This is a genomic window from Massilia sp. Root133 (assembly GCF_001426525.1).
In the GTDB taxonomy this organism is placed as follows: domain Bacteria; phylum Pseudomonadota; class Gammaproteobacteria; order Burkholderiales; family Burkholderiaceae_D; genus Telluria; species Telluria orientalis.
Genome location: NZ_LMEW01000003.1, coordinates 137960 through 151245, shown reverse-complemented (window position 1 = coordinate 151245; position 13286 = coordinate 137960). Strand labels below are relative to the sequence as shown.

Genomic DNA, 13286 nt, shown 5'->3' with positions numbered 1-13286 from the left:
GAGACGATCGGGCAAATTATCGCAGCATCCGGGCATTCATCGTACTAGTCCGAAGGCCTAGACTTCTTTCCACACCAACCCACAACGAAAGGAAAGATCATGAGCCGTCTTAACGCACTGGGTACCAACGCCACCGGCCGTACCGCCGAACTCTTCACCGCCATCAAAGCGAAACTGGGCAAGGTCCCGAACGCGTACGACACGATCGGCAGCAACAGCGCCGTGGCCCTGGAGGCGCTGCTGAGCTTCGATGCGAAGCTGGCCGACACGAGCCTGTCGAAAAAAGAGATCGAGGTGATCAAGTTGGCCGTCAGCGAAGTGAGCGGTTGCGATTATTGCCTGGCCGCGCACACGCTGATGGGCAAGATGGCCGGCCTGGGCCCGGAGGCGATCCTCGCCGCACGCAAGGGCAACCCGGGCGGCGATGCGAAACTGGACGCGCTGTCGACGTTCGTGCGTGAAGTGGCGGGCACCCGCGGCACCGTGCCGCAGCCGGTGGTGGATGCGTTCAGGGCGGCCGGCTACACCGATACGCAGGTGGTGGACACGATCTTCGCGGTCACCAGCATCACGTTCACGAACCTGCTGAACCGCATCAACGATACGGTGGTGGACTTCCCGAAAGCGCCCGCCTGAAGCGGAAACGGGAGAGAAGCGGAGGCAGGTGCCATGCTACCTGCCTCCGGTCACTACTGTCGATACCAAGAAATACGTAGACGGTGCGCGGTGACACTCTGCTAAAATCGGAGACCCCCGGTCAGTTCAGGAAGGCTGCAAAGCATGGATTCGTCAATCGATAAAAAAGAAGAACTACGTCAACAACTGCGGGCTGCCGCGCTCGAGTACCACCAGTTTCCCTCTCCCGGCAAGATCGCCGTCACCCCGACCAAATCCGTCTTGAACCAGCGTGACCTGGCCCTGGCGTATTCGCCGGGCGTTGCCGCGCCGTGCGAAGAAATCGTCAAGGACCCCTCCACGGCGTATAAATATACGGCGCGCGGCAACCTGGTCGCGGTGATCTCGAACGGTACCGCCGTGCTCGGCCTTGGCAACATCGGCCCGCTTGCCTCGAAACCGGTCATGGAAGGCAAGGGCGTGCTGTTCAAGAAGTTCGCCGGCATCGACGTGTTCGACATCGAGATCAACGAAACCGATCCGGACAAGCTGATCGAGGTGATCGCCGCGCTTGAACCGACGTTCGGCGGCGTGAACCTGGAGGACATCAAGGCGCCCGAGTGCTTCTACATCGAGCGCAAGCTGCGCGAGCGCATGAAGATCCCGGTCTTCCACGACGACCAGCACGGCACCGCGATCATCGTCGGCGCCGCCATCCTGAACGGCCTGAAGGTCGTCGGCAAGGATCTCAAGAAGTGCAAGATGGTCGTGTCCGGCGCGGGCGCGGCGGCACTGGCCTGCCTCGACCTGGCCGTCGACCTCGGCTTCCCGATCGAGAATATTTACGTGACCGACCTCGCCGGCGTCGTCTACAAGGGCCGCACCGAGCTGATGGACCCGGACAAGGAACGCTTCGCGCAGGACACCCCGCACCGCACGCTGGCCGAGATCATCCCCGACGCCGACATCTTCCTGGGCCTGTCCGCCGGCGGCGTGCTCAAGCCGGAGATGGTCGCGAAGATGGCGCCGAACCCGCTGATCCTGGCGCTCGCCAACCCGAACCCGGAAATCCTGCCGGAAGACGCGAAGGCCGTCCGCGACGACGTCATCATCGCCACCGGCCGTTCGGACTACCCGAACCAGGTCAACAACGTGCTGTGCTTCCCGTACATGTTCCGCGGCGCGCTGGACTGCGGCGCGACGACGATCACGCGCGAGATGGAAATCGCCGTCGTGCACGCGATCGCCGACCTGGCCCACGCCGAACAGTCGGACATCGTGGCGTCCGCCTACGGCATCTCGAACCTGTCGTTCGGGCCGGAATACCTGATCCCGATGCCGTTCGACCCGCGCCTGCTGACGCACATCGCGCCGGCCGTCGCCAAGGCCGCGATGGACGGCGGCGTCGCCACCCGTCCGATCGCCGACCTGGCCGCGTACGCCGAGAGCCTGCAGCAATTCGTCTACCGCAGCGGCAGCTTCATGAAGCCGCTGTTCCAGATCGCCAAGAGCGCGCCGGCCGAGCGCAAGCGCATCGTCTTCGCCGAGGGCGAGGAAGAGCGCGTGCTGCGCGCGGTGCAGGTCGTCGTCGACGAGAACCTGGCCCGTCCGATCCTCGTCGGCCGTCCGGCCGTGCTGGAAAAGCGCATCGAGAAATTCGGCCTGCGCCTGAAGCAGGGCAAGCACTTCGACGTCATCAACCCCGACTTCGACGAGCGCTACCGCGATTACTGGCAGTCGTACCACCAGATGGTGATGCGCAAGGGCGTCACGGAAGACCTCGCCAAGCTGGCGATGCGCCGCCGTCACACGCTGATCGGCGCGATGATGATCCACAAGGGCGACGCCGACGGCATGATCTGCGGCACCTACGGCACGACCGACGTGCACCTGCAGTACATCGAGCAGGTGCTGGGCAAGCGTGCCGGCAGCAACGTCTATGCGGCGCTGAACTTCATCATCACGCAGGAACGCCAGATCGCGATGGTCGACACGCACGTCAACGAGAATCCGACCGCCGAAGAGCTGGCCGAGATCACGCTGATGGCGTCCGAGGAACTGGAGCGCCTGGGCATCACGCCGCGCGTGGCGCTGCTGTCGCACTCGAACTTCGGCACGTCGAACAGCGCGTCGGCCAAGAAGATGCGCGCCGCGCTGGGCCTCATCCAGCAAAAGGCGCCGAACCTGGAAGTCGATGGCGAGATGCACGGCGACACGGCCCTGGATGCGAAGCTGCGCGCGAAGATCATGCCGCAATCGACGCTGAAGGGCGACGCCAACCTGCTCGTCATGCCGAATATCGAGGCCGCGAACATCGCCTACAACGTGGTCAAGACGGCAGCCGGCAGCGGCGTCGCCATCGGCCCCGTGCTGCTGGGCTGCGCGCGTCCGGTGCACATCCTGACCCCGTCGGCGACCGTGCGCCGCATCGTCAACATGACGGCGCTGTGCGTCGTCGACGCCGTCTCGGAGCGTTGATACGACACCTTTGTGTTGTAGATTTGCCACCTGTGACGAAATGACTCAAAAGGGCCCATTGCGGCCCTTTTGTCATTGAAATGTAGAAGTTCCCGACATTTCGTGAATATGTAATAAAGCTTGAGGGACTCGTAACAATGCGTAATCACGCGACGTGTTTGCGGGCTTTCAGGCGATAATAGACGAGTACATATTGTTTCTTTTGCACGATTTCTTTTGTGCAAGGGCCCAAGCACCACTCTGTTACAATGCGGGGTTGTTGGAAAATTATCTGGTCCGCGCCAGCGCGGCCGACAATCCGCATGCCGACCCGCCTCGGCTGTTGCGGCGGCCGCTACGGACCACCACTGGATCACCAAGAACATGCAAACAACAAAAAAGGCCCTGATTACCGGTATTACCGGGCAGGATGGAGCCTATCTGGCACAATTGCTCCTCGAAAAGGGCTACCTGGTGACCGGCACTTTTCGCCGGTCCAGCTCGGTTAATTTCTGGCGCATTGCCGAACTCGGTATCGAGCAGCATCCGAACCTGAACCTCGTCGAATACGACCTCACCGATCTCTCCTCGAGCATCCGCCTGATCGAATCCACCCGTCCCGACGAGGTGTACAACCTGGCCGCGCAGAGCTTCGTCGGCGTCTCGTTCGACCAGCCCGTGACCACCGCCTCGATCACCGGCATCGGCGCCGTCAACCTGCTGGAAGCGATCCGCATCGTCCACCCGAAAGCGCGCTTCTACCAGGCCTCCACGTCCGAGATGTTCGGCAAGGTGCAGGCCGTGCCGCAGGTCGAGTCGACCCCGTTCTACCCGCGCAGCCCGTACGGCGTCGCCAAGCTGTACGCCCACTGGATGACCGTGAACTACCGCGAATCCTATGGCATCTTCGGCAGCTCGGGCATCCTGTTCAACCACGAGTCGCCGCTGCGCGGCCGCGAGTTCGTCACCCGCAAGATCACGGATTCCGTCGCCAAGATCGTCCTGAACAAGCTGGATGTGCTGGAACTGGGCAACATGGACGCCAAGCGCGACTGGGGCTATGCGCGCGAATACGTGGAAGGCATGTGGCGCATCCTGCAGGCCGACGAGCCCGATACGTTCGTGCTGGCCACCAATCGCACCGAAACCGTGCGCGACTTCGTCACCATGGCCTTCCGCGGCGCCAACCTGGACGTCGAGTGGAAAGGCAAGGGCGAGCAGGAGACGGGGCATTGCGCCCGTACCGGCAAGCTGCTCGTGCGCGTGTCGCCGAAGTTCTACCGTCCGGCCGAGGTCGACCTGCTGATCGGCGACCCGTCCAAGGCGCAGCGCGAGCTGGGCTGGAAGGCCGAGACGTCGCTCGAACAGCTGTGCCAGATGATGGTCGACGCCGACCTGCGTCGCAACGAGACCGGTTTTTCGTTCTGACATGAACCGCATGGTCACGGAAGACCTCGTCCGGATGGTTGAGCCCAAGGAAGGCGAGGGCAAGCGCGCCCTCATCACCGGCCTGCGCGGCTTCACCGGCTACTACATGGCGCGCGAGCTCACCGCCGCGGGCTATCACGTGTTCGGCACGGTGTTGCCGGGCAGCGAGACCGGACCGGATATCTTCACCGTCGACCTGACCGACCGCGCCGCGCTGGCCGCGGTCATCGAACAGGTGCGGCCGGACGTGGTGGTCCACCTGGCCGCCATCGCGTTCGTGGCCCACAACGACGCCGAGCAAATGTACCGCGTCAACGTGGTCGGCACCCGCAACCTGCTGGAAGCGCTGGCGCACGGTGCGCACAAGCCATCCAAGGTGCTGCTCGCGTCGTCCGCCAATATCTACGGCAACGCCGCGGTGCCCGTAATCGACGAATTCGTGCCGCCCGCGCCGGCGAACGACTACGCCGTCAGCAAGCTCGCGATGGAATACATGGCGCGCCTGTGGATGGACAAGCTGCCGATCGTGATCGCGCGGCCGTTCAACTACACGGGCGTCGGCCAGAACGAGAACTTCCTGCTGCCCAAGATCGTGTCGCACTTCCGCAAGGGCGCGCGCCGCATCGAGCTGGGCAACCTGGCGATCGCGCGCGATTTTTCCGACGTGCGCACGGTGGCGAAGAGCTACCGGCGCCTGCTCGCGGCGGCGCCCGCCGGCGAAGTCTTCAACGTCTGCTCCGGCCGCTCGCACTCGCTGGAGAGCCTGATCGACATGATGAGCGACATCGCCGGCTACCGCATCGAAGTGCACGTCAACCCCGCCTTCGTGCGCGCCAACGAGGTGCTCACGCTGTCCGGCAGCAACGCCAAGCTGGCGGGCACGATCGGTACGATCGAGCCCACGCCGCTGGTCGACACGCTGCGCTGGATGTACCAGGCATGAACAGGGTCCCGACCGGCCTGGACACCACCATGATCGAACTGGGCCTCCCTAAACGACGACCGGACGGCGCGCCCGCCCTCCAGGACCGCCTGCGCGCGCTCCCTGGTTCCGCCGAGGCCGCCAACGATGCGCTCGTGCAGCCGGACCTGCGCATCGGCATCGGCACGACCATGATCGAACCCGCGTTCACGGGCGGACACCTGGACGGCATCGGCGTCTATACGCAGGCATTGCTGCGCCACCTGCCGCACGCCGGCTGCGCGATGCGGCCGTATTCCTGGCCGCGCCTGCGCAGCGCCGGGCCCGTGACGAAGGGCGAAGCGTTGCCCCATACGTTCGAACGCGCGTCCTTCGTCGACCTCATGACCCCGGACGCGCACCGCGTGCACATGCCCGTCGACGTGTTCCACGTGACGGACTACCGCGTCGTGCGCATGGATTGCCCCGTGGTCGCCAGCCTGCACGATGCGCTGCCCGTGAAACATCCCGAGTGGTGCAACCCGCGCATGCGTGGCCTGAAGAACTGGCTGCAGCGCAAGGCCGCGCAAAAGGCCGACCACGTGATCGCGCTGTCGCACTTCGCCATCGACGAACTGGTCGACTGCTTCGGCATCGACGAGCGCCGCATCACCGTCGTGCCGTGCGGCGTGGATGAAGAATGGCTGGCGCCCCCGCCGGCGCATGCCGTGGCGACGACCCTGCAGGCCAACGGACTGCGTCCGGGATATTTCCTGTTCGTGGGCACGCTGCAGCCGCGCAAGAACGTCGAGCGCCTGCTGGACGCCTACCTGTCGCTGCCGCCCGCCGTGCGCGCGGAGCGCCAGCTCGTCATCGTCGGCAGTGCCGGTGCGCGTTCGGAAGAACTGCTGCGCCGCATCGCCGCCGCTGTGCAGGACGGCGCGAACGTCGTCTGGCTGAACCGCCTCACCGACAACACCGAACTGCGCCACGTCTACGCGGGCGCGGGCGTGTTCGTGTTCGCGTCGTTGTACGAAGGCTTCGGCATCCCGGTCGTCGAGGCGTTCGCGTCCGGCGTGCCGGTCGTCGCGTCGAACACGACGTCGCTGCCGGAAGTGACGGCCGGCGCGGCACTGGAGGTCGATCCGCTCGACACCGGCGCGATCGCCGACGCCATGCTCACGCTGGCGCGCGAACCCGCCGTGCGGGTGCGCTGCATCGCGGCCGGGCGCGCGCGCGCCGCCCAGCTGACCTGGAACGCGACGGCGCGCCAGACCGCCGCCGTCTACCGCTCTTTACTCTGACCAGACTGCCTCCATGTCCCAGCCCATGCGTGTCCTGCACTTCTACAAGACCTATTTCCCCGATTCGGTCGGCGGTGTCGAACAGGTCATCCGTCAGATGTGCGTGGGAACAGGGCGTTTGGGCATCACGAACCAGGTGTTGTCGCTGTCGCGCGACCGGCGCCTGGAACCGTTCGACTACGAAGGCCATACGGTGCACCGCGTGCCGCTGAACTTCGAGGTGGCGTCGAACGCGGTGTCGGTGCAGGCGATCGGCAAGCTGGCGCGCATGGCGGCGGAAGCCGACGTCGTGCACTACCACTTCCCGTGGCCGTTCATGGACCTGGCGCACTTCATCGCCCGCATCGACAAGCCGACCGTCGTCACGTATCACTCCGACATCGTGCGCCAGAAAGCGCTGCTGAAGCTGTACCAGCCCCTGAAGCACCGGTTCCTGGAAAGCGTCGACACGATCGTCGCGACGTCGCCCAACTACCTGGCGTCGTCGGCCGTGCTCGACCGCTACCGCGACAAGACGCGCGTGATCACGTTCGGCCTCGACAAATCCGGCTACCCGGAACCGGACCAGGCCCGCCTGGACCACTGGCGCGCGCGGGTGGGCCCGAAATTCTTCCTGTTCGTGGGCGTGCTGCGCTACTACAAGGGGCTGCACATCCTGCTCGACGCCGTGGCCGGCACGGACTACCCCGTCGTGATCGTCGGTGCGGGGCCGATCGAGGCGGAACTGAAGGCGCACGCCGAGCGCCTGGGCCTGAAGCGCGTGCAGTTCGTCGGCGCCGTGGACGACCTCGACAAGGCGGCGCTGCTCAAGCTCTGCTACGCCGTCGCCTTCCCGTCGCACCTGCGCTCGGAAGCCTTCGGCATCTCGCTGCTGGAAGGCGCGATGTACGGCAAGCCGATGATCTCCAGCGAGATCGGCACGGGCACCACGTACATCAACGTGCACGGCGAGACCGGCCTGGTCGTGCCGCCGTCCGACCACGAGGCGCTGCGCGCCGCGATGACGCGGCTGTGGCACGATCCGCAGATGGCGCAGGAGATGGGCCAGCGCGCGGAGGCGCGCTACTGGCAGCTGTTCACGTCGGCGCAGATGGCCGACAACTATGCGCGCCTGTACCAGGAACTGGTGGCGCGCCGGGCGGAAGTGCGGCTCGCGGCCGCGCCACGCCTCGGCTGATTACGCCGCCGCCTGCATCGGCGCTGCCGCGGGTTCCACTTCCTGCTCCGCCCACCGCTCGCGGATCGCGCGGATGGCCGGCATCTGCGCGAGGAACAGGTCGACCAGCTCCGGGTCGAAGTGCTTGCCCTTCTGCTTGACGAGGAAGTCGAGCGCCTCCTGTTCCGTCCACGCCTTCTTGTACGGCCGGATCGACGTCAACGCGTCGAACACGTCGGCGATGGCGCAGATGCGGCCTTCGAGCGGAATGTCCTTGCCGGCCAGTCCGTTCGGATAACCGCTGCCGTCCCATTTCTCGTGGTGCGTGAGGGCGATGTTGCGCGCCAGAGCCAGCACGCCATGGTCGTGGTGGCCGATGATCTCGGCGCCGATCTGCGCGTGGCTCTGCATGATCTTCCATTCGTCCGGATCGAGCGGTCCGGGTTTCAGCAGCACGCGGTCGGGAATGCCGATCTTGCCGACGTCGTGCATGGGCGCGGCGTGCAGCAGGTCGTCCACTTCCGCTTCCGTCATGCCGGCCGCGAGGCCCAGGATGCGCGCGAAATGGCTCATGCGGATGACGTGCAGGCCCGTCTCGTTGTCCTTGTATTCGGCGGCCAGGCCGAGGCGCTGGACGATCTCCAGGCGCGACGCGCGCAGTTCTTCCATGCGCACGAGCGACAGGTGGGTGCGCACGCGTGCGCGCACGATCGGCGGGCTGACGGGCTTGGTGATGTAGTCGACGGCGCCGGCCTCGAAGCCTTCCACCTCGTCGCTCGTGTCGTTCAGTGCGGTGACGAAGATGACGGGGACGGCGGCCAGCGCCGGATCGGCCTTGAGGGCGGCGCACACTTCGTAGCCGCTCATGCCGGGCATCATCACGTCGAGCAGGATCAGGTCGGGCGTCTCTTCGCGCGCCAGTTCGAGCGCGCGCGGGCCGTCCTTGGCGAAGCGCAGGCGGAAGTGGTCTTGCAGGATCTGGCGCAGCAGCTGGAGGTTGCTGGCCTCGTCGTCGACCGCGAGGATCAGCGGTTGGTTGACGGTGGTCATTCGATGGTCTCCTGTGTCGGCTCGTCGATGGCGGCCAGCACGGTGTCAAGTTGTTGCAGGGCGAGGTCGAAGTCGAAATCGGAAATGGCGGCGTGGACTTGCGCGACGCGGGAGGCGAGCGGATGGCCGCTCGTGGCGGCGGCGAGGCCCGCCAGCGCGGCGTCGTCCAGGCCGCCGCGCTTGAGCGCATCGCGCAGCACGTTGCCGGCGCGGCGCGCGCGGTCCAGGTCGGCCACGGGGCGGGCCGCCTGCGGCTTGGCGGCGGCCGGCTTCGGCAGGGCGGCGCGGATCGCGTCCAGCGCGGTGTCGAGCAGGCCGCGCAGGTCCTCCAGCGACGCTTCCAGCGTGGACTCGGCGGCCGGATACAGCTTGCCGCTGTCGCCGTCGACGAGGCCTTCCAGCTTGGCGAGCGCATCGGCCAGCAGTTCCAGGCCGAGGTTGGCGGCGATGCCGCGCACCTTGTGCGCGTGCATGCGCAGCGCGCGGTAGTCGGCCGCCGTGGCGTGGGCCGCGAGCGTGGCGCCGAGGCCGTCGTGCTGGGCGGCGAAGTGGGCGAGGGCTTCCAGCCACGCGTCTTCCTTGTCGCTCCAGCGGCGCAGGCCGGCGTGACGATTGAGGGTCTGGCGTTCCTGCGCCGGCAGGTCGTCCGCGTGGTGGCCGGGGCCAAGGCCCAGCACGCGCGCGATCTCGTGCGACAGCGCGAACCAGTCGACCGGCTTGCTCGCGAAGCCATCCATGCCCGCCTCGGCGCTGGCGCGGCGGTGCTCGGCCAGCACGCTGGCGGTCATGGCGATGACCGGCACGCGCGCCCGGCCGGTGGCGGCTTCCTGTTCGCGGATCATGCGCGTGGCAGTGAGACCGTCCAGCGTCGGCATCTGGAAATCCATCAGGATGACGTCGAAGCGCTCGCGGGCCGCGATCTCGACGACGGCGGCGCCGTCGCCGACGGCCGTCATCGTGTGGCCGCGGCGCGCCAGCAGCAGCTGCAGCAGTTCCTGGTTCTGCGGCACGTCGTCCGCCACCAGCACGCGCAGCGGCGGCAGCGCGGCGGCCGTGCGCACCCGCGGCTGCTGCGGGGCGAAGCGCGCCAGTGCGAGCGGCAGCACGACATGGAAGGTCGTGCCCCGGCCCGGTTCGCTCTCGGCCCAGATGCGGCCGCCCATCAGCTCGACGAGCTGCTTGCAGATCGTCGTGCCGAGGCCCGTGCCGCCGAAGCGCCGCGTCATCGACGCGTCGGCCTGGGTGAACGGTTCGAAGATGGCGGCCAGGCGCTCTGGCGCGATGCCGATGCCGGTGTCGCTGACCGTGAAGTGCAGGTGTTCGTCCTTCAGGTCGGCGCGCAGGGTGACGCTGCCCTGTTCCGTGAACTTGATCGCGTTGTCGAGCAGGTTGGTGAGCACCTGGCGCACGCGCAGCTCGTCGCCGCGCAGGCAGGTCGGCAGCGCCGGATCGTAATGGATGTCGACGTGCAGGCCCTTGGCGCGCGCGTTCGCGGCCAGCGTCGACGACAGCTCGTCGATCAGCGACAGCAGGTTGTAGTCGTTATGTTCCAGCTCCACCGCGCCTTTTTCCAGCTTGGCGGTGTCGAGGATCTCGTTGAGGAGGCGCAGCAGGGCGCGGCCCGAGCTGCGGATCGTGTCCAGGTGGCGGCGCTGGTCGACGTTCAGCTCGCCGTCCAGCAGCACGTCGGTGAAGCCGAGGATGGCATTCATCGGCGTGCGGATCTCGTGACTCATGTTGGCGACGAAGCTCGCGCGCGCCGCGGCCGCCTGTTCGGCGTTTTCCTTCGCCACGCGCAGCGCGTCTTCCATCTCGCGCCGCTCCGTGATGTCGAGGATGACGCCGTCCAGCCAGCACAGCTCGCCCGCCTCGTTGCGCACGCCGGTGCCGTTTTCCCACATCCAGCGGGTGCTGCCGTCCGCATGCAATAAACGGTATTCGACGAGGTACGGCCGGTCCTCGCGCAGCGCGGTGGCGATCGTTTCCGACACGCGCACGCGGTCGGCCGCATGGATCAGCGGCGCGAACGTGCGGCGCGGCGTGGCGCCCAGGAAGTCGCGGCCCGGATAGCCGGTGATGCGCTCGACGGCGTCGCTGATGAACAGCATCGGCGCCTCGCCTTCGATCAGGCTGCTGCGGTACGAGATCCCGGGAATATTGCCGATCAGCGAACGGAACTGCTGCTCGCTGGCGCGCAGCGCCTGCTCCATCTTGCGCCGGTCGGTGATGTCGGTGATGAAGCAGACGAACAGGTCCTGCCCGTCCAGGCGCGCATGGCCGAGGGCGCGCCGGATCGGCACGATGCTGCCGTCCTTGCGGCGGCCCGTCACCTCGGCGCCGCGCGCGCTGGGGCTGATCTGGCCCATGCGCAGCGAGTGCAGCAGGCCGACTTCCTCGGACGCGGTTTCGTTGCCGATCACGAGGCGGATGTTGTGGCCGACGATCTCGTCGCGGCGCCAGCCGAAGATGCGCTCGGCCGAGGCATTGAACTCGCGGATGGTGCCCTGGCGGTCGACCGTGATCACGCCGTCGACGGTGGTGGTGAGCAGTGCCCGCATCCACGCCTCGCTGCGCGACAGTTCGCGAAACATCTGGCGGTAGCGCAGCAGGCCGTTGGCGGCCAGCACGAAGACGGTGAACGCGACGGTGATCAGCGTGATCGCCAGTGCGAGGAAGGTGCTGGTCTTGTGGGTCGCCGGCGTCACCGTGTGGCCGACGAAGCGCGCCGCGGCCATGCCCGTGTAATGCATGCCGGCGATGGCACAGCCCATCACGATGGCGGCCAGGAGCAGGCGGCGCTGTTCGCTCAGCCGGTGCGACAGGCTGGACAGGCCGAAGCGCACCCACAGCGCCAGCGTCGCCAGCACGACGGCGACGACGATCGACAGGCCGAACATGAACGGGTCGTAGCGCAGTTCCAGGCCCATCTGCATGCCGGTCATGCCCGCGTAGTGCATCACGCCGATGCCCGCGCCGACGATCACGCCGCCGGCCAGCAGGCCCCAGCCGCCCAGGCGCTCGCGCGCGATCAGGGTCAGCGCCACGAACGAGGCGCCGATGCTCGGCAGGCTGGAGAGGATGGTGGCGGACGGATCGTAGTCGACCTCCGTGCACAGGTCGAACGCGAGCATGCCGATGAAGTGCATGGCCCACACGCCGGCGCCGAGCGCAAGGCTGCCCGTGCCGAGGATGATCCAGCGCTGGGCGCGGTTGGCGGCGGCCTGGCCGGCGATTTGCAGGCCCATCCAGGATGCGAAGATGGCGACGAGGATGGACAACGCGACGAGCTTCGGCGTGTACAGCCCGTAGCTGAGCAGCGACGGGTCGGAAGGAAGCGTGAACACGGACAGCATGGCGTGTGATTTTTGGTGAGAATGGCCAAAGTATGGCACTTTCACCACTGAAAGTCTTGCTTGGAAGAATTTAACGCCAACTGACTCGGCAAAATGTCGCAAATACGCTACCGGTGAGTGGTCAACATTGCCGGCTTGTTATGCGTTGCCGCGTGCGCGATGTTGCTGCTATGCTAGTTAAACGGGTTGTCCGCCGGGGACGCCCGCACTGGGTGCGAACGTATGAAAACGACAGTTCTTGCCGCATTGCTGGCGGTAGCCTGCACGTGGGCGCGGGCGGAGCCGGCGCCGCGGCTGTACCTGACCACCGAGACCTCGGCACCGTACAGCATGCGCGAAGGCGACCGCGTGACGGGGATCGGTACCGACATGGTGCGCGAGATCATGGTCCGCTCCGGCATCGCCTATTCGATCGACCTGCTGCCCTGGAAGCGCGCCTACACGGCCGCGCTGGAACGCAAGGACGCCTGCGTCTATTCGACCACGCGCACGCCGGAGCGCGAATCGCATTTCAAATGGATCGGACCGATCGGCGAGGCCGAGTGGGTCCTGATGGGCCGCGCCGACCGCCGTTTCGACGTGCGCACCCTGGACGACGCGCGCGCCTACCGCGTGGGCACCTACAACGGCGACGCGCGCGACCAGTTCCTGCGCGCGCGCGGCTTCAACGTCGACCCCGCGCCGAACGACCTGATCAATCCCCGCAAGCTCATGATGGACCGCATCGACCTGTGGGCCGCCAGCATCCGCCGCGGCAGCCTCACGCTCGACCGCCTGGGCTACGCGGGCAAGGTGGTCCCGGTCCTCGTGTTCAACCGCATCCGCGTCTACCTGGCCTGCAACCGCGCCGTGCCGGATGCGCTCGTCGCGCGCATGAACGGTTCCCTGGAAGCCATGGAGCGCGACGGGACCTCGAGCGCGATCGTGCACAAGTACGACGGCTGGGGCGTGAAGTCGCGCTGACCGTTCATGCGACCGGGATCGGGCAGGCGATCGGCGTGCCGGTCAAGGCTGTCTGGCCG

At 66.7% G+C, this 13286-nt stretch carries 9 protein-coding genes; 7 read left to right on the top strand and 2 right to left on the bottom strand.

Annotation, left to right across the window (positions count from 1 at the left end):
- Positions 1-99 precede the first annotated feature (99 nt).
- The 6 genes from ASD28_RS04465 (at position 100) to ASD28_RS04440 (ending at position 7882) form a co-directional block, all read left to right on the top strand.
- Positions 100-636 (top strand): carboxymuconolactone decarboxylase family protein, encoded by a 537-nt coding sequence (locus tag ASD28_RS04465; protein ID WP_056124590.1) that lies wholly within the window; start codon positions 100-102, stop codon positions 634-636.
- Positions 637-780: 144 nt separating this feature from the next.
- The gene (locus tag ASD28_RS04460) at positions 781-3093 is read left to right on the top strand and encodes an NADP-dependent malic enzyme (RefSeq protein ID WP_056124587.1); all 2313 of its coding nucleotides are present in this window, start codon (positions 781-783) and stop codon (positions 3091-3093) included.
- 363 nt (positions 3094-3456) lie between these two features.
- Positions 3457-4500, top strand: coding sequence for a GDP-mannose 4,6-dehydratase (gene gmd, locus ASD28_RS04455; protein WP_056124584.1), 1044 nt, complete (start codon positions 3457-3459; stop codon positions 4498-4500).
- A gap of 1 nt (position 4501) precedes the next feature.
- Positions 4502-5443, top strand: coding sequence for a GDP-mannose 4,6-dehydratase (locus tag ASD28_RS04450; RefSeq protein WP_082577100.1), 942 nt, complete (start codon positions 4502-4504; stop codon positions 5441-5443).
- On the top strand, positions 5440-6705 hold the full coding sequence (locus ASD28_RS04445; RefSeq protein WP_307167210.1) for a glycosyltransferase family 1 protein: 1266 nt from the start codon (positions 5440-5442) through the stop codon (positions 6703-6705). Before ASD28_RS04450 ends, ASD28_RS04445 begins: the two co-directional genes overlap by 4 nt.
- Before the next feature lie 25 nt (positions 6706-6730).
- On the top strand, positions 6731-7882 hold the full coding sequence (locus ASD28_RS04440) for a glycosyltransferase family 4 protein (RefSeq protein ID WP_056124582.1): 1152 nt from the start codon (positions 6731-6733) through the stop codon (positions 7880-7882).
- On the opposite strand, the gene ASD28_RS04435 is transcribed toward ASD28_RS04440, so the two are convergent.
- Together ASD28_RS04435 and ASD28_RS04430 are read right to left on the bottom strand one after the other, a co-directional pair.
- The gene (locus tag ASD28_RS04435) at positions 7883-8911 is read right to left on the bottom strand and encodes a two-component system response regulator (RefSeq protein ID WP_056124578.1); all 1029 of its coding nucleotides are present in this window, start codon (positions 8909-8911) and stop codon (positions 7883-7885) included.
- Positions 8908-12264 (bottom strand): MHYT domain-containing protein, encoded by a 3357-nt coding sequence (locus ASD28_RS04430; protein WP_056124576.1) that lies wholly within the window; start codon positions 12262-12264, stop codon positions 8908-8910. Before ASD28_RS04430 ends, ASD28_RS04435 begins: the two co-directional genes overlap by 4 nt.
- A 222-nt stretch (positions 12265-12486) precedes the next feature.
- Here ASD28_RS04430 and ASD28_RS04425 point away from each other — a divergent pair, with 222 nt between their 5' ends.
- Positions 12487-13227, top strand: a complete 741-nt coding sequence (locus ASD28_RS04425) for an ABC transporter substrate-binding protein (protein WP_056124573.1) — start codon at positions 12487-12489, stop codon at positions 13225-13227.
- The last annotated feature ends 59 nt before the right edge of the window (positions 13228-13286 follow it).

Bases quoted from the DNA above. Each gene is read 5' to 3' on its own strand.
- ASD28_RS04425 (WP_056124573.1), top strand. From the start codon at position 12,487: ATGAAAACGACAGTTCTTGCCGCATTGCTGGCGGTAGCCTGCACGTGG.
- ASD28_RS04460 (WP_056124587.1), top strand. From the start codon at position 781: ATGGATTCGTCAATCGATAAAAAAGAAGAACTACGTCAACAACTGCGG.
- ASD28_RS04465 (WP_056124590.1), top strand. From the start codon at position 100: ATGAGCCGTCTTAACGCACTGGGTACCAACGCCACCGGCCGTACCGCC.
- ASD28_RS04440 (WP_056124582.1), top strand. From the start codon at position 6,731: ATGCGTGTCCTGCACTTCTACAAGACCTATTTCCCCGATTCGGTCGGC.
- ASD28_RS04450 (WP_082577100.1), top strand. From the start codon at position 4,502: ATGAACCGCATGGTCACGGAAGACCTCGTCCGGATGGTTGAGCCCAAG.
- gmd (WP_056124584.1), top strand. From the start codon at position 3,457: ATGCAAACAACAAAAAAGGCCCTGATTACCGGTATTACCGGGCAGGAT.
- ASD28_RS04435 (WP_056124578.1), bottom strand. From the start codon at position 8,911: ATGACCACCGTCAACCAACCGCTGATCCTCGCGGTCGACGACGAGGCC.
- ASD28_RS04430 (WP_056124576.1), bottom strand. From the start codon at position 12,264: ATGCTGTCCGTGTTCACGCTTCCTTCCGACCCGTCGCTGCTCAGCTAC.
- ASD28_RS04445 (WP_307167210.1), top strand. From the start codon at position 5,440: ATGAACAGGGTCCCGACCGGCCTGGACACCACCATGATCGAACTGGGC.